This window comes from Brevundimonas sp., assembly GCF_016463295.1.
In the GTDB taxonomy this organism is placed as follows: domain Bacteria; phylum Pseudomonadota; class Alphaproteobacteria; order Caulobacterales; family Caulobacteraceae; genus Brevundimonas.
The window spans coordinates 18,582-38,041 of record NZ_JAEMRO010000015.1 but is presented as its reverse complement, the minus strand read 5'-3'; the positions used below and the strand labels follow the sequence as shown (position 1 = coordinate 38,041).

The following is a 19,460-nucleotide window of genomic DNA, read 5'->3' as shown; positions in this document are numbered from 1 at the left end:
ACGTCGACGTGACGCTGATGACCCGCATGATCTGGGAACTGTACATGGCCAACTATCGCTTCGCCGCCTACGACGGCTGGGGGATGGAAGAGCTGACGGCCCATACGCGCAAGCAGATGGACCTGATCCTGGCGGGGCAGCTAGCCCGACAGTAATCGAAAGACCCGCCGGTTCGCCGGCGGGTTTTTTGTTTCAGGGCGCTACCGCTCGACGCGCGGCGTCTCGCTGCTTGAGCGCAGATTTGGGCGCTACCGACCCAGACCCCGATGTGCTGCCTGAGCGGCGGGGGTTTCAGCTCTTCCAGCGCAGGATCGCGGGCTTCACCGGGTTGGCGAATGGCCGCTGCTCGGCGCGGCTCTTGATCCATTCGCGCTTCAACTGCTGGTACCATTTGGCCTGTTTGTCGGCGTCGTCGATCCAGATCAGGGCCGGATCATAGCGCAGCCCCTCGTTCTGCAGGTTCACCATGCCCCCGTCCTGTTTCAGGAAGGCGCGTACGCCCTGGCGCAGGAAGGGTTTGGCGATGCCGAACACCCAGTGGTCGGACCAGAAGATCTGGGTGATGCGGGTCTTCGTCTCGGTCACCGGCGTCAGGCAGGTCAGGGCCAGGACCTGTTTTTCCCCCACCTGGATATGCTCCCAGCGATAGCCGGGCAGGCGGAAGGTGATTTCGGTCGCCGGAGCGCCGCCCAGGATCTTGTAGGCCCGACTGTTCGATGACGGCGCGTGGCGGACCATGGCAAACCCCAGATCGCGCGGCTCGAAGGCCTTGGACTTTTCGTGCATCGAATGCTCGGAGCGCCACCACCATTGCTGATGCACATAGGGGCCGTGGGCGGGGTCCATCAGGCCGACGACGGCGTGGTCGATATGGCTGTCGAAATCCATCGCCTCAACCAGCCGCGCCTCGCCGCCGACGACGCCGGGAAAGACGGGCGGTTCGTGATCCGGCTCTGCGGGACTGCGCGGATCGGACGTCATCCAGACGAAGATCATCCCCTGGCTTTCGCGGACCGGATAGGATCGGACGCGGATGCGCTCGGGCTCATAGGCCTGATCCTCGACCAGGGACGGGATGGCGGCACAGACGCCGTCGGGGCGGAAGCGCCAGCCGTGATAGCAGCACTCGATCGTCTCGCCCTCGCCGGGCTTGTCGACCAAGCGGCCCGCCGACAGGGGTGCGGCCCGGTGCGGGCAGATGTCGCGCATGCCATAGACCTGGCCCGCCTTGGTCCGACCGATCAGGACGGGTTCTCCCAGCAGTTCGTGCCGCTTCATGTCGCCGGGCTTCACCTCGCGGGACAGGGCGACGAAATACCAGGTGTCCAGCACGAACCCCTTGCCGAAGGCCGTGGGCGCGGGCGAAGGTCGGGCGGTGGCGGAGAGATCAGCGGTATCGGCGGGCATGCCGCCATCGTATTGGGCTTCATCGCGCTTGTCGCCTGTCAGCGTCGCGCGACAAAGAAAGCACTTTACATCATAAAGTGAAGTGGTATTGAGCGGTCATCGTCGGGAGGACAACACGCATGAACAGAACCCTAGCCTTTGTCGCCGCCGCCATTCTGGCGACCGCGGCCACCCCTGCCCTGGCCCAGCACGCCGACCATGCCGGTCACGCCGGTGCCGACCACGGCCATCAGCATGCCGATTTCGAATCCGGTCGTTTCCATGTCCGCGTCGACGGACCACAACAGCCGATCGGCGACATCATCCTGATCCCCGGCCTGTCGTCGTCGCCAGAGGTGTGGGACGGGCTGACCGAGGCCCTGAAGGACCGCTATCGCATCCACCGCATCCATGTTCAGGGCTTTGCGGGTGCGCCGGCCGAGGACAATGCGCAAGGACTGGTGGCCACGCCGGTCGCCGCCGACCTGGCCCGCTACATCCGTCAGGAACAGCTCGACAAGCCGGTAGTCATCGGCCACTCGATGGGCGGCACCATTGCCATGATGCTGGCGGCGCGTCAGCCGACGCTGGTCGGCAAGCTGATGGTCGTGGACATGATCCCCTTCATGGGAGCCATGTTCGGCGGACCCCAGGCGACGGCCCAGAGCGTTCAGCCCATGGCCGACATGGTCGCCAACGGCATGCGCAGCTCGCCGCCCGAGGCCTGGCAGGCCCAGGCCGCCCAGACCATCGCCGGAATGATCAATACCGAGGCGGCGCGGGCCGGCCCGATCCAGGACAGCGTGACCAGCGATCAGAATGTGGCCGCCGCCTCAATGCGCGAGCTGATCACCACGGATCTGCGTCCCGAACTGGCGCGGATCACGGCCCCGACCGAGGTGCTGTACGTCAAGTTCAACGACGCCCGCATGACCGATGAAATGACGGACGGCATCTACGCCGCCTCCTTCGCCACCCTGCCCGGGGTCACGCTGAAGCGGATCGACGACAGCGCCCATTTCATCATGCTGGATCAGCCGGAGCGCTTCCTGGCCGAGGTGAACGCGTTTTTAGAATAGCCCTTCGAACGGCCATGCTTTCGGCGGAAACGGTGCTCACGATCGTGTGAAACGGGGGGCACCGTTTCCGTATGCCGCACGACCCGCTATGACCGGGCATCGGCTTGATGAGGGTTGCAATGGCGGGTTCAGGCGCGCGTTTCGGTAATGAGTCCAGTCCTGCCCCCGACGGCCGCAAGCCGAAGCGGACCGGATGGAAGCGCTTCTTCTACTGGAGCGCGGTTCTGGCGGTCTGGGCGCTGATCTTCCTGGTGGTCTTCTTCGCCGTCTTTGCGCGCGACCTGCCCAGCACGGCCAGCCTTTACAATGTCGATCGCCAGCCCTCGATCACCTATCTGGATCGCAACGGCGCGCTGATCGCGGTGCGGGGCACCCAGATGGCCCCGCCCGCCGATCTGGACAGCCTGCCCGACTATGTGCCCGCCGCCTTCGTGGCGATCGAGGACCGGCGCTTCTATGGCCATCCCGGCTTCGACCCCATCGGCATGAGCCGGGCCATGGTGGCCAACATCCGCGCCGGGCGCGTGGTCCAGGGTGGCTCGACCCTGACGCAGCAGCTGGCCAAGAACCTGTTCCTGTCGCCTGATCAGAACATGAAGCGCAAGGTTCAGGAGCTGATGCTGGCCGTCTGGCTGGAGATGAAATTCTCCAAGAAGGAGATCCTGGCCCTCTATCTGAACCGCGTCTATTTCGGTGCGGGGGCTTATGGCATCGAGGCGGCGTCGCAGCGCTATTTCGACAAGGGAGCCAAGGACCTGACGGTCGGCGAGGCCGCGCTTCTGGCCGGTCTGCTGAAGGCGCCGTCGCGCTATTCACCCGTGTCCGAGAGCGAGCGGGCGGCCGGGCGGGCCACGGTCGTGCTGAACGAAATGGTCGAGGCGGGCGTGATCACGGTGGAGCAGCGCGATGCCGCCGCCGCCACGCCGGTGCGGGTCTCGCGCACCCTGGCGACCCAGCATGCCCAGTATTTCGTCGACTGGCTGGATCGCCAGATCCGCGAACTGGTCGGCGAACCGACCGAGGACCTGGTGGTGGAGACCACGCTGGACCTGACGCTGCAGACCTCGGCCGAGCGGGCCGTGCGGCGCATCCTGGACCGCGACGAAGGCAAGGGCGTCGAACAGGCGGCCTTGGTCGCCCTGGACGGCGACGGGCGGGTGCGGGCCATGATCGGCGGCGCGTCCTATGCCGACAGCCAGTTCAACCGGGCGACCGAGGCGCGGCGTCAGGCGGGCTCGGCCTTCAAACCCTTCGTCTATCTGGCCGCGCTGGAAGCGGGCTATACGCCCGAGAGCCGCGTCGTGGATCAGCCGATCACCATCGGCAATTGGTCGCCGCGCAACTATTCCGGCAACTTCATCGGCGAGACGACCCTGGCCAATGCGGTGGCCCAGTCGACCAATACGGTGGCCGCCGGCATCGCGGACCAGATCGGGCGCGACAACGTCGCCCGCGCCGCGCGCCGCCTGGGCATCACCAGCCGGATCGGGCTGGAGCCGGCGATGGCCCTTGGGGCCGTCGAGGTCAGTCCGCTGGAAATGGCCCAGGCCTATGACGCCTTCGCCAATGGCGGGCGCCGGGTCAGTGCTTACGGCATCAGCCGCATCCGCACGCCGCAAGGCCGGGTGATCTATCAGCGCGACGCGCGTCAGGGCGCGCCGGTGCAGGCCATCTCCAACCCCTTCCTCTATTACCAGAACCAGATGCTGCGCGGCGTCGTCACCTCCGGCTCGGGTCGGTCGGCGGGGATCGCGGGGCGCGATATCGCGGGCAAGACGGGGACGACCTCGGACTACAAGGACGCCTGGTTCGTCGGCTATACGGGCGGCTTCGTCACCGCCGTCTGGGTCGGCAAGGACGACAATACGGCCATGCGCGGCATCACGGGCGGCTCGTCCCCCGCCGCCATCTGGCGCGGCTTCATGGAGGCGGCCCTGCCGCGCCTGAACGCCCCGGCCATTCCGGACGGCCCCGCCATGCCCGAAGGCTGGCAGCCGCCGACGCCCATCGGCCAGATGCTGGAAGAGATTGGCGATCCCTATGGCGACAATCCGCCGGCGGAGACGGACGAGGGTCTGTACGAGGAGCCGTCCACGCCTCCGGCCCAGGGCAATCAGGAAACGCCGCGCCGCGAGCCCGCTGTCGTCCGTCCCACAGCGCCGCAGCCGCAACGACCGGACGACCGACAGCCGGAACGAAGCCGCGAGCCGCTGTTCTTCTAGCGCCCCACGGCGTGGAGGGCCGCGCCATTATCCTTGAGCCAGCGGCGGTAGGGGCGATGGTCGCCGATCAGGTCGTGGACGACGGACCAGTAGGCCGGGCTGTGGTCGGCGTGGACGAGATGGGCCACCTCGTGGGCGGCCAGGTAATCGACCACCGCATGCGGGGCCATGATGACCCGCCAGCTGTAGCGAATGGTGCGGTTGTGCGGGCTGCAGGAGCCCCAGCGGGACCTGGGGTCGGCGATGGAGATCTTCACCGGACCCCGCCCGGCCTTGGGACCGAGCGTCTTAAGATGCACGTCCGTGCGGGCCTGAAGCGTGTCGCGGGCGATGCGTTTGAACAGGTTCTCGACACGGCGGGCAAAGGCCTCGCCTTCGCCGCCGGACAGGATGACCGGGCCCTCGGCATCTTCGGTCAGGCGCGCGGCCCCGGCACCGGCAACAGCCAGCAGTCGGGTCGGGCGATCGAAAAGGGGCAGGACAGCACCGGGCACGATCGGGGTCCCGGGCTGACGCTGGGCCAGGCGATCCAGGATCCAGTCGGTCTTGGTGCGGGCGAAGGCCACGACCTCGCCCAGTTTACGCTCGCTGGGCGCGATCAGGACCGCCTCGCCCGCCCGTCCGTCGATGCGGATCGACAGGCGGCGGGCGCGGGGATTGACCGACAGGCGGGCGGCGACGCCAAGCGCCTCAGGCGGCAGCCGCTGACCGTTCCGGTACTGCACTGGCCACCTCATGGGCCGCGATGAAGTCGCGGACGCGGGGATAGATGTCGTCGCGGAACCGGCGACCGTTGAAGACGCCATAGTGGCCGACATCGGGATGGACATACAGCACGCGCTGCTCGTCCGTCAGGCGCGTGCACAGACCATGCGCCGCCTGGGTCTGGCCGACACCGGAGATGTCATCCTTGGCCCCCTCGACGGTCATCAGGGCGATGTCCGTGATCTTCGTCAGATCGACCTTGCGCCCGCGATGTTCCAGCAGACCGCGCGGCAGCAGATGCTGCTGGAAGACGATGTCGATAGTCTGGAGGTAGAACTCCTCCGACAGGTCCAGCACCGACAGATATTCGTCGTAGAATTCCTCGTGCTTCTCCACCCCGTCGCCGTCGCCCGAGACCAGGTCCTGGAAATAGCGGTGATGGGCGTCGATATGCTTGTCCTCGTTCATCAACATGAAGCTGTAGAGCTGGACGAAGCCCGGATAGACGCGCCGCCCGAACCCCGGATAGGGCCAGGGCACGGTGTGGATCATGTTCGACTGGAACCAGGTGAAGGGCTTGGCCTCGGCCAGTTCATTGGTCACCGTCGGCGACAGGCGCGCATCGATGGGCGAGCCCATGAAGGTCATGGAGGCGGGCCGGTTCGGGTCCTCGTCCTCGGCCATCAGGGCGCAGGCGGCCAGAACCGGCGGGCCGGGCTGGCAGACGCCGACCACATGGGCGCGCGGCCCGATGGCCGCCAGCATGTCGCGGACGTGGTCGATATAGTCGAAGAAGTCGAACCGCCCCTCCAGCATCGGCACCTGACGGGCGTTGGACCAGTCGGTGACATAGACGTCGTGGTCCTGAAGGAAGCCCTCGACCGTGCCGCGCAGCAGGGTGGCATAGTGGCCCGACAGCGGCGCGACGATCAGCACCGACGGGGCGGCGACCGGCTTCTTCGCCCGCTTCAGATCGCCGATGTTGCGCGCGAACCGGATCAGGCGGCACCAAGGCGAGGACCAGATGACCTGCTGGGTCGTGCGGATCGGATGGCCGTCGACGGTGATGGTGTCCAGCCGCCAGTCCGGCTTGCCATAGCGGCGCGTCACGCTCTCGAACAGCTCGGCCGAGGCGAAGGCGGTGCGGCCGATGGCTGTGTCCGCGGCGGGGTTCAGCGGCGACGACCAGAAGGTCCGGGCCATCTGGGCCCCGATCCGGAACGGCGAGGCGGAGGCGTAGGCGAGCTCGTGCAGCGAATACAGCATGTCGATCCTGGTCGGCGACCGCGAACGGTCACGATACGGCACAGCAGCATATAGTGCGCCGCACTGCAAAATCATTAGCGCCGATCACGCGCTTGTGGTCGCCCCGATCAGGGCAGCGGGCGGGCGTCGGGTTCGGACGCGATCAGGGTCGTGACGTCGGGCTGGCCCTCCAGGGGCGTGGCGGGCGGCGCGGTGGGGTTGGTCGGATAGGTCCGGCCGTCATAGGTCAGGCGCACCCAGCCGGCCTGGCCCCCTCCGCCGCCGATGGAGACGGCCAGGTCGCGCCAGCCGTTGGTCGAGGTGGTCAGGACGCCGACGGGCGTCTGGGTCACGCTGGTGCGGGTGACAACGCGCCAGCCCTCGCCCCCATCTTGGCCCTCTTGCGCCAGCACATACAGGTTGCACCCGCCCGAGCCGCAGACCATCGGCCCCATGACATAGGCCAGGACCTCGTCGGAGCCATCGCCGTTCAGATCGACGGACGCATGGGCATAGGTCAGGGCCCCATCGTCGGCGTGCAGGCCGCGCAGGGCTGCCTCCAGCCCGGCGGGCGCGGCCTGTGAGGCGGCTGGCAGCGTGGCGGCGGGAGCGGTCGCTGCCGGGGCCACCGGGGTCGCGGGCTCGGGCGTCTCGGGCTGGCCACAGGCGGCGAGCGCGAGGGCCAGCATCGGGAGGAGGGAAACGGACAGGGCAGAGCGGATCATGGCAGGGCCTTTCGTGTCGGTTCGCCCATCAACGTCCCATGATACAAAGCGGATGCAAAGCCACGGAGACCCCCATGCCCGACGCCCGCTATCTGGCCGTCTTCACCTCCGACAAGGCCGGGCCGAAATGGGCGGCCTGGCGCGCGATGACGAAGGAAGAGCAGGACGAGACCGCCGCCCGCGGCGTCGCCGCCGTCAGGGCGTGGGAAGAGGCGCACAGCGACCACATCCTGTATGTCGGCGGGCCGCTGGGGCCGACCAAGCGGATATCCGATGCGGGCGCGGTGACCGACATGGTCAATCTGCTGACCGTCTTCATGGTGGTAAAGGCCCCCTCGCACGAGGCCGCCGTCCGCCTGTTCGACGACCATCCGCACATGTCGATCTTCGTCTGTGACGGGGTGGAGGTGATGCCTGTGCTGGGGGATTGAGGAGGATGTCGTTACCACGGGACGCCTGACATACGACAACAGCCACATCCCGCCCCCGCAACGGCTAGCGCCGAAGGACGCAGCTAGCCGGCCTGCACCGGGCTAGCGAAATCTACCTTGCAGTTGGTTTATATTTCAGACTTCACGCGATGAAGCGCGTCCAAAAGGCGGCTGCCGGCACCCACTAACTTTGAAAGGACTAAAATCTGCTCGCGGCATGCCAAGCTATCAGTAGGATCAGGGTAATTCATCTGGTGATCAACTTCACCCCAGATCTCTTCGAAGAGAGTTCGTACTTGAACTTCACAGCACACAAGCGAGTCTGCTCTCGGCTTTAGAAGATAGTGCACGCTGGTATAGGACGTCGGCTTATGTCTCACGTCTACGTCAAAGTTCGAAAAGAACGCAGCAGCTTCCGGGTCCCATGTGTAGGCTCGCGGTTTCTCGCCCAGGCACCAGTCACCAGATTGTACTCTCGAGCGAATTACTGCATCTATCTCGGCAAAGCTGTGCTGAAATAAATGAAGCACACGCACACCCGCTAGATCCGTAATCTCGTCGAATATGTTTGTCTCGTCAACGGTTCGGCCCTCGGCCGCCTTCCTCGCGATTTTATGTCTGAGGCTGTCGGCATCCTTTAAGCGATGTCGAGTAGAGTGAACTGCACCACCCTTTCCTACGAGCTTGGGGTGCGCACCAATGTAACCAACAACGCCATCCATAAATATGCGAAAGTCGTGCTTGTAATCGTTATAAAGTTCAATTGCGGCTTCAGTCATCGAGCGCCTCTGCCCGCCTGACGAAATCCTCGGCGAACTCAATATACGCCGCCTTCGTGTCTTCGTAGATTTTTCGATTACCCATAATCGTATTTCTGTCTTCGGGCTCGACAATAAGACTAGGCAGCTTCCACATTGGCTCTGTATATTTTTGGGCCATGCTTGGAAGTGTATTGTGAGTGTGTATCACAGACATACCGCCAATAGCCTTTCTAAGAGTTGGCATACCAACCTTGGTTCTGCTGCTTTCGGCGATATAAGTTTCGATAGTTTCCGGGATTCTTTCGGCGTAGTGAAAATGGGCTTGAGCGATGTTCAAAGAATTACCAGAACCACTGTATTTTTTTGCATTGTAGATCGTATAACCCAAAAATTCTACAAAGCGTGATGGAAACTCACTGCGCTTGGAATCAGAAAGAAAGTGGAAAATCGTCTCGAACTGAGACCGCCAAGTCTTTAAAGCGCTACCGATATTTCGGATTCCATACAGAGAAAAAAGATCAGGCGAGCACGGTATGATGAACCCATCTGCCAAAGAGAGAAGGCTTTTATTTAGAGCGCCTAGGCTGGGTGATGTATCAAACAACACATAGTCGTAACCGTATCTATCGGCGTACTCACGTGCAACTGAACGAATACGAGTTGCGGTTCTGATCGATAAGGGATCACCTTGATAAACACCGCTCCACCTTTCTCCTACCTTAGCCTCATACAAATGTAACGTAAGCCTGCCTGGTATCAAATCGACGCCTTTTCCAAGCTCTATAGGCTGAGGAAGTTGATCGAGTTCTGCGGTACCATCTTCTGTGGGTTTTAGAATAAAGTGTACGGACCTCAAATCATCAACAAGACGGTCAAACTCTTGTGTTGATATGCTGTTTCTGGCCGATTGGAAATCATCGATAAAAGCGTCTTCTGGAGCCCATACTTTGTGAACATCTTCCATTGAAAGCGAATATATCGTCAGATTGCACTGAGGATCGAGGTCAATCATCAGCACCTTTTTTCCCATCTCTCCTAGGGCATGGGCCAAGTGGAAGCTCAGTGTTGTCTTGCCAACACCGCCTTTGTTATTGAAAATTGTGACTATTTTCACTTTTTCGCCCTGAATGTTGTCAAAGCAACCTCGGCGCGATGTCGTTGGATTTCAACGAGCGATTCGGTCACGTTTTGTCGTCCTAACTATTGCATGCTGAAAGCGAATTTTCTCAAGCCCCTGCTTGAGCTTATGATGGCGCGTCTTGCCCTAATGCACCCGTGCCTTCCCGATATCCATTCCGTCCGCCCCCGCTGACACGGCGATCACCGACCCGTCCTCGATCTCTCCGGCCAGCAGTTTCCTCGCGATCGGGTCGACCAGGTCCTTCTGGATGACGCGCTTCAGCGGGCGGGCCCCGTAGACGGGGTCGTAGCCGCGGTCGGCGAGCCAGGCGGTGGCGGTGTCGTCGAGCGCCAGGGTCAGGCGGCGGTCGGCCAGGAGTTTTTCGAACCGGGCCAGCTGGATACGGACGATGCCGCCCATCTGTTCGCGGCCGAGGCGGCGGAACAGGATGATCTCGTCGATGCGGTTCAGGAACTCGGGCCGGAAGTGGGCGCGGACCTGGTCCATGACATAGGGGCGCACGCTTTCAACGTCGTCACCCTCGGCCTGACCGGCGAGGGCCTCCGACCCCAGGTTGGAGGTCATGATGATCAGGGTGTTCTTGAAGTCGATGACCCTTCCTTGCCCGTCTGTCAGGCGGCCGTCGTCGAGCACTTGCAGGAGCACGTTGAACACGTCGGGGTGGGCCTTTTCGACCTCGTCGAACAGGACGACCTGATAGGGGCGGCGGCGCACCGCCTCGGTCAGGGCGCCGCCCTCGTCATAGCCGACATAGCCGGGAGGGGCGCCGATCAGGCGGCTGACCGAGTGTTTCTCCATGTATTCGGACATGTCCATGCGGGTGATGGCGGCCTCGTCGTCGAACAGGAAGGCGGCGAGCGCCTTGGTCAGCTCGGTCTTGCCCACGCCGGTCGGGCCCAGGAACAGGAAGGAGCCGAGCGGGCGGTTGGGGTCGTTCAGGCCGGCGCGGGCGCGGCGGACGGCATCGGAGACGGCCTCCAGCGCCGCATCCTGGCCGACGACGCGGTGACGCAGAGCATCCTCCATCGACAGCAGCTTCTCGCGCTCGCCCTCGAGCATCTTTTCGACGGGGACGCCGGTCCAGCGGCTGACGACGGCGGCGATCTGTTCGGCGTCGACGACCTCTGGCGTCAGGGGGCCGGACTTGTCGGCCTCGTTCTCTTCCGCCTCGGCCAGCTGTTTCTCGATGCCGGGGATCTGGCCGTAGGCGATCTCCGACGCACGGGCCAGGTCGCCGTTGCGCTGGGCCAGGGCCAGGTCGGCGCGCAGGCGGTCCAGGGTCTCGCGCAGCTGGGCCCCCTGACCGACCTTGTCCTTTTCCGCCTTCCAGCGGGCGGTCAGGTCGTCGGACTGGGTCTGGAGGTCGTCGATCTCGTCGTCGAGTTTTTCCAGCCGCTGCTTGGAGGCGCTGTCGGTTTCCTTCTTCAGGGCCTCGCGCTCGATCTTGAGCTGGACCAGGCGGCGGTCGATTTCGTCCAGGCTCTCGGGCTTGGAATCGACGGCCATGCGGACGCGGCTGCCCGCCTCGTCGATCAGGTCGATGGCCTTGTCCGGCAGGAAGCGGTCGGTGATGTAGCGGTTGGACAGGGTGGCGGCGGCGACGATGGCGCTGTCACTGATGCGCACGCCGTGGTGGACCTCGTACTTCTCTTTCAGGCCACGGAGGATCGAGACCGTGTCCTCGACCGTCGGCTCGTCGATGAAGACCGACTGGAAGCGCCGGGCCAGGGCCGCGTCCTTCTCGATATACTTCCGGTACTCGTCCAGCGTCGTGGCCCCGACGCAGTGCAGCTCGCCGCGCGCCAGGGCGGGTTTCAGCAGGTTGGAGGCGTCCATGGCCCCGTCGCCCTTTCCGGCGCCGACCAGGGTGTGCATCTCGTCGATGAAGAGGATGATCTGGCCTTCCGCCGCCGTGACTTCGGCCAGGACGGATTTCAGACGCTCCTCGAACTCGCCGCGATACTTCGCGCCTGCGATCAGGCTGCCCATGTCCAGCGCCATGACGGTCTTGTCGCGCAGGCTCTCGGGCACGTCCCCGTTGAGGATGCGCAGGGCCAGGCCCTCGACGATGGCGGTCTTGCCGACGCCGGGTTCGCCGATCAGGACGGGGTTGTTCTTGGTCCTCCGCGCCAGGACCTGGATGGTGCGGCGGATCTCCTCGTCGCGGCCGATGACGGGGTCGATCTTGCCGTCGGCGGCGGCCAGGGTCAGGTCGCGGGCATAGCGTTTCAGGGCGTCATAGCCGTCCTCGGCCCCGGCTGAGTCGGCGGTCTTACCCTTGCGGATGTCGGCGATGGCGGCGTCCAGCTTGTCAGGCGTGGCACCCACGGATTTCAGGATCTCGCGCGCCGTGCCGCCCTCGCGTGCGATGGCGCTGAGCAGGCGTTCGGTGGTGACGAAGGCGTCGCCGGCCTTTTTGGAGGCTTCCTCCGCGGCCGCGAAGACGCGGGCGGTGTCGCCGTCCAGATAGAGCTGGCCGCTGCCACCCTCGACCTGGGCGCGCTTTTTCAGGGCGGTCTCGGTCGCGGCCTCGGCCCTGGCGGCGTCGCCGCCGGCTGAGGTGATCAGATTGCGGGCCAAGCCGTCGCGCTCTTCCAGCAGCACCTTGAGCAGATGTTCGGGCGCGAACTGCTGGTGACGGCGGGCGAGGGCCAGGCTTTGGGCCGACTGGACGGCCTGTTTGGCGCGGTCGGAATAGAGGTCGAGGTTCATGTGGGTCCCCTTGGACAGGCGGATGTGGTCCGGCCCGCCCTCCATCGAGCGACGCGCCGCTGTGATCGAGGTGGGTGTGACGATCGGGTCACACAAGGGGGCGGCGCAGGTCACGATCGGGACTGTCGCGGCGGACGGGCGCAGCCTAGGCTGATCGCCAGAGGAGGCCGCCCGTGATCCCGCATTCCGCATGGCCCGTCGACCCGGCCGTCATCGGCCCCTTCCTGCTGGCCGTGGCCCTGATCGAGCTGACTCCGGGGCCGAACATGGGGTGGCTGGCGCTGGTGTCGGTGGCGCGCGGGCGGCTGGCCGGGTTCGCGGCGGTGGCGGGGGTGACGCTGGGGCTGGCGATATGGATGGTGGCGGCGGCCTTTGGTCTGACGCAGGTCTTTGCCGCCTGGCCGCCGCTGTATCAGGCCCTGCGCTGGGCGGGGGTGCTGTTCCTGCTGTGGCTGGCGTGGGAGGCCTGGCGCGAGGCGGAAGCCACCGATTCGAACCCGGACGTGCGGACCCTGCGCGGGCTTTTCCTGCGCGGTCTGGCGGGCAATCTGCTGAACCCCAAGGCGGCGGTCTTCTATGTGGCGCTGCTGCCGACCTTCATGCGGCCGGGGCACGGCGCGCCCCTGACGCAGGCCCTGACGCTGGGCAGCCTGCATCTGGCCGTGGCCGTGCTGGTGCACAGCCTGATCGTGCTGGGCGGCGCCGGTGCGGCAGGGGTGATCCTGCGGCGGATGCAGGGACCCGCCATGCGCGCGGTCATGGCCGGGGGCTTGGTCGTGGTCGCCGCCTGGCTGGCCTGGGAGACGCGGACCTGAGGCCCGCGCCCGGCTGACGTCAGCCCCCCGTGGCGGGCGGGGCGAAGTCGAACTGTTCGGGACGACGCTGGCCGCCGCCGAAATTCCAGGTCAGGCCGATATAGGCCGCGCGCCCGCCGAAGGTCTGGTCCGTCCGGTCCCGGAAGGTCGGGGTCGACAGGGTGGTGGTCGAGCCGAAGTCGTCGAACACGTCGCGCACCGTCATCTGCAGGGACCAGTCCTGGCTGAGCTTGCGGCGGTAGCCGAAGTTGACCAGCGTCGACTGCTCCCGCGTGCCTTGGGCCAGCAGCTGATCGCCGGTCCAGATGCCAGACAGCTGGACGAAGTCGGCCTGGGTCGGCTGCCAGTTCAGGGACAGGCGGCCCGAAACGCTTTCGCCCTCGGAATCCACGCCGCCGGGGATGCCCGCCGCGTCGATCTCCTGACGATAGACATTGACGCTGGCGTTGTAGCGCAGGGTCGGGTGCAGGGCCCCGTTGGCCACCAGTTCCAGACCCGTCGAGCGGCTGGAGCCCAGGTTTTCGGGACGGGTCAGGAAGACATTGTTGCCGATGTCGCTGGTCACCTGGGTGAAGGCGTCCTGGGTGTCGCGATAGTAGAGGGTGGCCTGATAGAAGGTCTGCTGCACCCGCTTCTGCCAACTGAACTCGAAGGAGTCGGTTTCCTGGGGCAGCAGGTCGGGGTTGCCCGAGCGGACGTTCTGCAGGTCACCATAGGTCAGGAAGGGGTTCAGATCGCCGGGCTGAGGCCGCTGGATGCGGCGGCTGTAGCTGGCGCGCAGGGTCTGGGTGTCGTCCAGCTGATAGGAGACGTGGCCGGTCGGATAGGCACGGAAATAGTCCTGGGACGTCTGGATGTTGGAGGTGATCTGATCCAGGTCCAGATTGGCCTGTTCCAGCCGCAGGCCGAACTGGGCAGACAGCTTCTCGCCGAACGGCCGCTCATAGGTGGCGTAGACGGCGTGCACCGTCTGGTCGACGTTGAACATGTTGGACACGGTCGGGTCCGGCGTCAGGGCCGCCCGGTCGGTGCCGCGGGCCACCGAATTGTCCAGCTCCAGCATGGTCGCTTGCAGCTCATAGCCCAGCCGCAGGCGCCCGCCGTTGGACATGGGGCGGACATAGGCGCTGGTGATGCCGATCTGGTCCTGTTCGTTCTGGTTGTCGATCAGTTCGAAGAAGGGCGTGGCGGCGGGGAAGATCTGGTCCGTGAAGGTGTCGCCGCCGAACTGGAACCGGTTGCGATCGTAGCGGATCTCATTGGTCCAGTCGTGGCCGGGCTCGCTGCCGAAACGGCGGACGACGCGCGCGGTCGCACCCGAGAACTGACCCTCGAAACCGCCGTCGGATGTGCGGCGATAGCTGGAGGCGAGCCCTCCGCCGGCGGCATCCGCCTCGAACAGTTCGACGGAATCGCCACCGGCGTCGACATCGGTGTGGCGCAGCTCGGCCACCAGCTGGGTCTGAGTATCCAGATTGTATTCGGCGGCCAGGCGGACGTAGAAATTGTCGGATGCGCCATCGACCTGGGACGTCGTGCGCGATTCCAGGAACTGGTTCGAACCGGTGTCCAGCCGCTCGCGCAGGCGGTTCACCTCGGCGACATAGCCGTCATGGCGCACGCCGGCGTCGGCCGACAGGGTCAGCTTGCCGTTCACATGGGCGACGCTGGCCCCCAGGTTGTAACGCCCGGCATCGCCGATGTTGGCGCGGATGGAGCCGGTGGTGGTCTGGCTCGGGCGGACGGTTGTGGGCTTGGTGATCAGGTTGATGACCCCGCCGGAGCCCTCGGGGCTGTAGGCGGCGGACGGGTTGGTCATGACCTCGACGCGGGCATACTGGTCTGCCGGGATTTGCTGGATCATCTGGCCGCGGCTGGGGCCGTTGAACTGGGTCGAGGGGCGACCGTCGACCAGAATGGTGACATTGCTGTCGCCGCGCAGGCTGACGTTGCCGTCGGGATCGACCTCGACCGACGGCACATTGCGCAGCGCGTCGGCCAGGGTGCCGGTGGTCGCCTGCAGATCGTTGGCCAGGCTGTAGCTGGTGGAATCGATGGAGGTGCGGACCTCGTTCGGGCGGGCGGTGACGACGACCTCGGACAGGGCCGAGGCCTCATCTTCCTTTTCCTCCTCAGCCGGTGCCGGGGCCTGCTGAGGCGCCGGCGTCTGGCTGGTTGCGGGAGCAGGCGTCTGGGCAGGCGTCTGGGCGGCAGGGCGCTGTTGGGTCTGAGTCTGAGCCTGGGGCGCAGGCGCGGTCTGGGCGACGGCTACGCCCGACGAAGCCGCCAGGGCCGTGCCGGCCAGCAGCAGGAATTTGAACGACGTCATGAGAAATCCCCTCGCACCGGTCACGTAACACGGTGTCATTGCGGCTGACGTAAAGCGTCCTTGACCGCGTTGCGAGTTACTTCTTCGTCATGATCAGGGCAGGAAAAGACAAGGCCGAACATTACAGAACGGTCATCTATACTTGTGCTGATCCAAACAGACCAAAGGCCAGCGGCGCTGGTGTCGACCAGGCTGTCGGGCTAGGTCTGGTTCGAGCCCATGCCGGAGATGTCGATGTCCATACGCCCCACCCGCCGGACCACCCTGTTCGCCTCCATGGGTGCCGCCACCGCCGCGATCCTGCCCGCGCGATCCTGGGCGCAGGCGGCGGCCCATGACGGCGCGTCACTGGCCGAGCAGGTCGACGGGTTCGTCAAACGGGCGATGGCGGCGTTTCCGGATCAGTCGGCGGTGTCGGTGGCCCTGGTTGCCGACGGGCAAACGGCCCTGACCCGAGGCTATGGCGTGCGCAGGAAGGGTGATGCCCGGCCCATCGACGAACACACCCGCTTTGCCATTGCCTCCAACACCAAGGCGGTGACCTGTGCGGCCCTGGCCATCCTGGTGGATGAGGGCAAGGTGAAGTGGGACGAGCCGGTGCGGACCTATCTGCCCGGCTTTGCGCTATCCAAGCCCGAACTGAACGACATGGTGACGGTGCGCGATCTGGTCAGTCACCGGATCGGGTTCGGCCTGGGCGCAGGCGACCTGCTGTTCTGGCCCAACAGCGACCGGACGCGGGCGGAGATCATGGCGGCGGTGCCGCATGTGCCGATTGAGGGGGCGTTCCGCGCCGGCTACAACTACTGCAACCTGATGTTCGTGGTGGCGGGCGAGGTCGTCGCGGCGGCGTCGGGCATGGCGTGGGAGGATTTCGTCCAGACGCGCATCCTGGACCGTCTGGGCATGACCGAGACCCTGCCGGTGATGGCGGGCGCGGACCCGGCGGTCTCGGCCCTGCCGCATGGCCGGATCGGGCCGCCGCTGCGCTATCAGGGCGAGACCCAGGTCATCGGCCAGTCGATCCAGGAGGTGTGGAACTGGACTGCGGCCGGGGCAGCAGGTGGCTTCGTCACCAACCCCGTGGACTGGGCGAAGTGGATTTCGGTGCAGTTGAACAAGGGTGCCCTGCCGGACGGGACGCGCCTGTATGCCGAGGCGCGGGCCGAGGAGATGTGGAAGCCCAACATCATCATCTCCAACTCGGGCGGGCCGACGCCGGACATGCCGGGACGCGCGATCGCTGCCACCTATGCCATGGGCTGGCAGGTGATGGACTATCGCGGCGAGCGGATGATCACCCACGGTGGCGGGGCACCCGGTTACATCTCCGGGACCGTCCTGCTGCCCGGGCGCATGACCGGCTTTTCCTATTTCACCAATGCGGAAGAGAGTTTCCTGCTGAGGGCTCTGCGCAGCGGGATCATCGACATCATCCTGGGTCAGGACCGGGCTTTCCCCGCCTTCGACTGGATCGCCGACAGCGCCCGCCTGCGCGCCGAGGGGGACGTCAAGTCCATCGCCGCCGCCGCGGAGATTGATGCCAAACAGGCGGCAGGGGCACCGCCGTCGCTGCCGCTGGAGGCCTATGTCGGGACATGGCGCGATCCTTGGTATGGCGATATCGAGATCACGCTGAGCTCGGCCATGGTGCGAGGTCCGCGCGGCCGGACGGCGTTCAGGCAACTGGGGCTGAAGTTCTCGCGCACGTCGGCGCTGAACGGACCGCTGGAAGCCTATGACGGCGACACCCTGCGGACTCGTTTCATCGACAAGCGCGAGGAGGACGCCTTCATCACCTTCAAGCTCGAGAACGGCATGCCCGTCTCGGCCACGATGAAGGCCGTCAGTCCGGACGCTGACTTCAGCTATGACTATCACGACCTGCGGCTGACGAAGGTCTGACGGTCACCGCACCAGTTCGAGAATTTCCAGCTTCGATTCCACGCGCGGCCAGGGGATGACCAGGCGCCAGCGGTTGGGGCCGATACGCTCGAAGGCACCGACCTGGTCGCGTTCCGGCATCTGGCCGTAGCGAGGAAAGCCGGTCTCATCCATGCCCCAGGCCTGGGCTCCGACGAAGACCAGACGACGATCCGTGTCCGGATAGAGCAGGCCACGTGTACGCTGGGAACCCGTGATCTTGGTCAGGATCAGGTCGCCACCGGGCGTGAGTTCGATCGTGCATCGGAAATAGCCATAGGGATTAAAGGCGAGGCCAACTTCGCTCTTGGTCCCCATCTTGATGGTGCGGCAACGATAGGTGCCCGGTGCGGGCTGGAGGCGGCCTACCTGACCCGCATTGGGATCGACGAGCGGCCCCAGGGCGGTGACCTCGTCTGCGAACCCCTTGTCGTCGGCCTCGGCGCGCGCCATGCGCCAGGCCTGGTCCAGCCGGGACAGATTGGCGGCATCGGCGGCGCTCACGACCTGCCGCCAGTCGGCGGTGCTGCCCTGCTCACCCTCGGCCGAGGTGGTATCGGTCGCAGTGGGTGGGCTAGCCGGAGTCGAAAGGGGCGGCGCGTCACCGGTGGGCTGTGTCGAAGTATCGGTTGACCCGGACGCATCCTCTGGGCGCGGAGCATCCTGAGAAGGGCCAGCGCCCTGGCCGCAAGCGGCCAGAAGAAGAGCGGTCGAGGCGGCGGCGAGGACGGTACGCATGGGCAACTCCGGACTGTTCGCCGTCATCAACGGCTCGAAACCGGTGAGGTTCAGCGCGGCGTTCGACCCATTCCCTCCCGTCGAGGGTCGAGTAGCAGGCCCGCGACGGTCGCCGCCAGCAGGCGCGGGGCCAGTGGAAGGCGGGCGACATGGCCCAGAATGTGGTCGCGGATCCACGGGCGCAGCCGGCCGTCCGCCTGATAGAAGGGTGTGAAGCCGAGGCTGAGGGCCTGATAAAGGCTGAGATGAAGGCGGCGGCTGCGGGCGTAGGTCGCGAGCGCGGATGACAGGTCGTCGCGGTCGCGCAGGGCCACCGTCAGGGCCTGGGCGTCCAGCAGACCCATGTTGACGCCTTGACCGAGCTGCGGGCTGGTCGAATGGGCGGCATCGCCGATGATGGCCAGACGGTCAGCGAAGGGCCGCCACAGAGTGTGGTGCCCATAGCGGGCCAGGGTCATCTGGTCCGGGTCGTGGATACCTTCGAGGATTGAGGCGGTTTCGGGCCAGAGACTGCGGACCTCATCCTTCCATCGCTCCAGACGGCTTGCACGCCAGGCGGCATGGTCCCGGGTTTTCAGGCTCCAGAAGAAAGTGGCCAGGCGATCGTCCGAACCCGGATGGCGGCCGACGGGCAGGACGCCGATCATCTTCGACGCGCCGCGATAGACCTGTTGCAGCGCGGTTTCGTCGAACGGTGCCCCCGGCCAGGGCACCGTCCCCCACAGGGCCCCGAAGGCGAGGGGGCGAGGCCGCGCGCCATGGTCCGCCGCGATTCGCGAACGGGCCCCGGAGGCGTCCACGATCAGATCGAAGGCAGAGGTCTGACGCCCCGCCCCGTCGGTCAGGCGACCGGCGTGGGCCGCGATCATCTGGCGGCCTGTGACGATCTCGACACCCGACGCCACCACCGCTTCATGCAGAACTTGAAATAGGGCGGCGCGGTGGACGCCCAGGGCCTGACGCGGGCGATGCAGGTCGCTGTAACGGACGTCCAGAACCACCCGGCCGCGACGCGCCTCCCGCCCGAAGATGTGGTCGATGGGTTGCGCCAGTCGCGTGATGGCCGGGGTCAGGCCCAGGTCGTCCATGACGGACAGGCCGGTGGGTTGCAGCATGAAGCCCGCACCGACCGGCCCCGCCGCCTCGAACCGTTCGAACAGGGTGACGCGGCGACCTTCGCGCGCCTGCATGAGGGCGAAGGCCAGGCCGGAGGGGCCCGCCCCGACGACGGCGATGTGCTGAACGGTC

15 protein-coding genes are annotated in these 19,460 nt (G+C 65.6%); 5 read left to right on the top strand and 10 right to left on the bottom strand.

The window, feature by feature from the left end:
* Positions 1–291: 291 nt before the first annotated feature.
* Positions 292–1,407, bottom strand: a complete 1,116-nt coding sequence (locus JHC81_RS05785) for an aromatic ring-hydroxylating dioxygenase subunit alpha (protein WP_292171886.1) — start codon at positions 1,405–1,407, stop codon at positions 292–294.
* A 119-nt stretch (positions 1,408–1,526) separates the two neighbouring features.
* Between JHC81_RS05785 and JHC81_RS05780 the strand changes: the two genes are divergently transcribed.
* On the top strand, positions 1,527–2,465 hold the full coding sequence (locus JHC81_RS05780) for an alpha/beta hydrolase (RefSeq protein ID WP_292171884.1): 939 nt from the start codon (positions 1,527–1,529) through the stop codon (positions 2,463–2,465).
* A gap of 119 nt (positions 2,466–2,584) precedes the next feature.
* Complete coding sequence (locus tag JHC81_RS05775) at positions 2,585–4,687, top strand: PBP1A family penicillin-binding protein (protein WP_292171881.1); 2,103 nt, start codon at positions 2,585–2,587, stop codon at positions 4,685–4,687.
* On the opposite strand, the gene JHC81_RS05770 is transcribed toward JHC81_RS05775, so the two are convergent.
* The 3 genes from JHC81_RS05770 to JHC81_RS05760 form a co-directional block, all read right to left on the bottom strand.
* The gene (locus tag JHC81_RS05770; protein ID WP_292171878.1) at positions 4,684–5,412 is read right to left on the bottom strand and encodes a SprT family zinc-dependent metalloprotease; all 729 of its coding nucleotides are present in this window, start codon (positions 5,410–5,412) and stop codon (positions 4,684–4,686) included. The two genes, JHC81_RS05775 and JHC81_RS05770, sit on opposite strands and share 4 nt — an antisense overlap.
* Positions 5,378–6,658 (bottom strand): polyhydroxyalkanoate depolymerase, encoded by a 1,281-nt coding sequence (gene phaZ / locus JHC81_RS05765; protein ID WP_292171875.1) that lies wholly within the window; start codon positions 6,656–6,658, stop codon positions 5,378–5,380. The genes JHC81_RS05770 and phaZ overlap by 35 nt, the downstream gene beginning before the upstream one ends.
* 107 nt (positions 6,659–6,765) lie before the next feature.
* Positions 6,766–7,362, bottom strand: a complete 597-nt coding sequence (locus JHC81_RS05760) for a hypothetical protein (protein ID WP_292171872.1) — start codon at positions 7,360–7,362, stop codon at positions 6,766–6,768.
* A gap of 74 nt (positions 7,363–7,436) precedes the next feature.
* On the opposite strand from JHC81_RS05760, the gene JHC81_RS05755 reads away from it, so the two are divergent.
* The gene (locus JHC81_RS05755) at positions 7,437–7,793 is read left to right on the top strand and encodes a hypothetical protein (protein ID WP_292171869.1); all 357 of its coding nucleotides are present in this window, start codon (positions 7,437–7,439) and stop codon (positions 7,791–7,793) included.
* 128 nt (positions 7,794–7,921) lie between these two features.
* On the opposite strand, the gene JHC81_RS05750 is transcribed toward JHC81_RS05755, so the two are convergent.
* From JHC81_RS05750 to clpB, 3 genes are all read right to left on the bottom strand, one after another.
* The gene (locus JHC81_RS05750) at positions 7,922–8,572 is read right to left on the bottom strand and encodes a RelA/SpoT domain-containing protein (protein WP_292171868.1); all 651 of its coding nucleotides are present in this window, start codon (positions 8,570–8,572) and stop codon (positions 7,922–7,924) included.
* Complete coding sequence (locus tag JHC81_RS05745) at positions 8,565–9,668, bottom strand: ParA family protein (protein ID WP_292171866.1); 1,104 nt, start codon at positions 9,666–9,668, stop codon at positions 8,565–8,567. The genes JHC81_RS05750 and JHC81_RS05745 overlap by 8 nt, the downstream gene beginning before the upstream one ends.
* 150 nt (positions 9,669–9,818) lie before the next feature.
* A complete protein-coding gene (gene clpB, locus JHC81_RS05740) occupies positions 9,819–12,407 on the bottom strand; it encodes an ATP-dependent chaperone ClpB (RefSeq protein WP_292171892.1) in 2,589 nt (862 codons plus the stop codon).
* A 173-nt stretch (positions 12,408–12,580) separates the two neighbouring features.
* Between clpB and JHC81_RS05735 the strand changes: the two genes are divergently transcribed.
* Positions 12,581–13,222 carry a LysE family translocator gene (locus JHC81_RS05735; RefSeq protein WP_292171865.1) on the top strand — a complete coding sequence of 214 codons (642 nt, stop codon included), beginning with the start codon at positions 12,581–12,583 and terminating at the stop codon, positions 13,220–13,222.
* Positions 13,223–13,241: 19 nt separating this feature from the next.
* Here JHC81_RS05735 and JHC81_RS05730 read toward each other — a convergent pair whose 3' ends face one another.
* Positions 13,242–15,551, bottom strand: a complete 2,310-nt coding sequence (locus JHC81_RS05730; protein ID WP_292171864.1) for a TonB-dependent receptor — start codon at positions 15,549–15,551, stop codon at positions 13,242–13,244.
* A 234-nt stretch (positions 15,552–15,785) separates the two neighbouring features.
* Here JHC81_RS05730 and JHC81_RS05725 point away from each other — a divergent pair, with 234 nt between their 5' ends.
* Positions 15,786–17,456, top strand: coding sequence for a serine hydrolase (locus tag JHC81_RS05725; RefSeq protein ID WP_292171861.1), 1,671 nt, complete (start codon positions 15,786–15,788; stop codon positions 17,454–17,456).
* Between the two features lie 3 nt (positions 17,457–17,459).
* On the opposite strand, the gene JHC81_RS05720 is transcribed toward JHC81_RS05725, so the two are convergent.
* Together JHC81_RS05720 and JHC81_RS05715 are read right to left on the bottom strand one after the other, a co-directional pair.
* Positions 17,460–18,212, bottom strand: coding sequence for a DUF4893 domain-containing protein (locus JHC81_RS05720; RefSeq protein WP_292171858.1), 753 nt, complete (start codon positions 18,210–18,212; stop codon positions 17,460–17,462).
* Between the two features lie 50 nt (positions 18,213–18,262).
* The gene (locus JHC81_RS05715; RefSeq protein ID WP_292171889.1) at positions 18,263–19,447 is read right to left on the bottom strand and encodes an NAD(P)/FAD-dependent oxidoreductase; all 1,185 of its coding nucleotides are present in this window, start codon (positions 19,445–19,447) and stop codon (positions 18,263–18,265) included.
* Positions 19,448–19,460 lie beyond the last annotated feature (13 nt).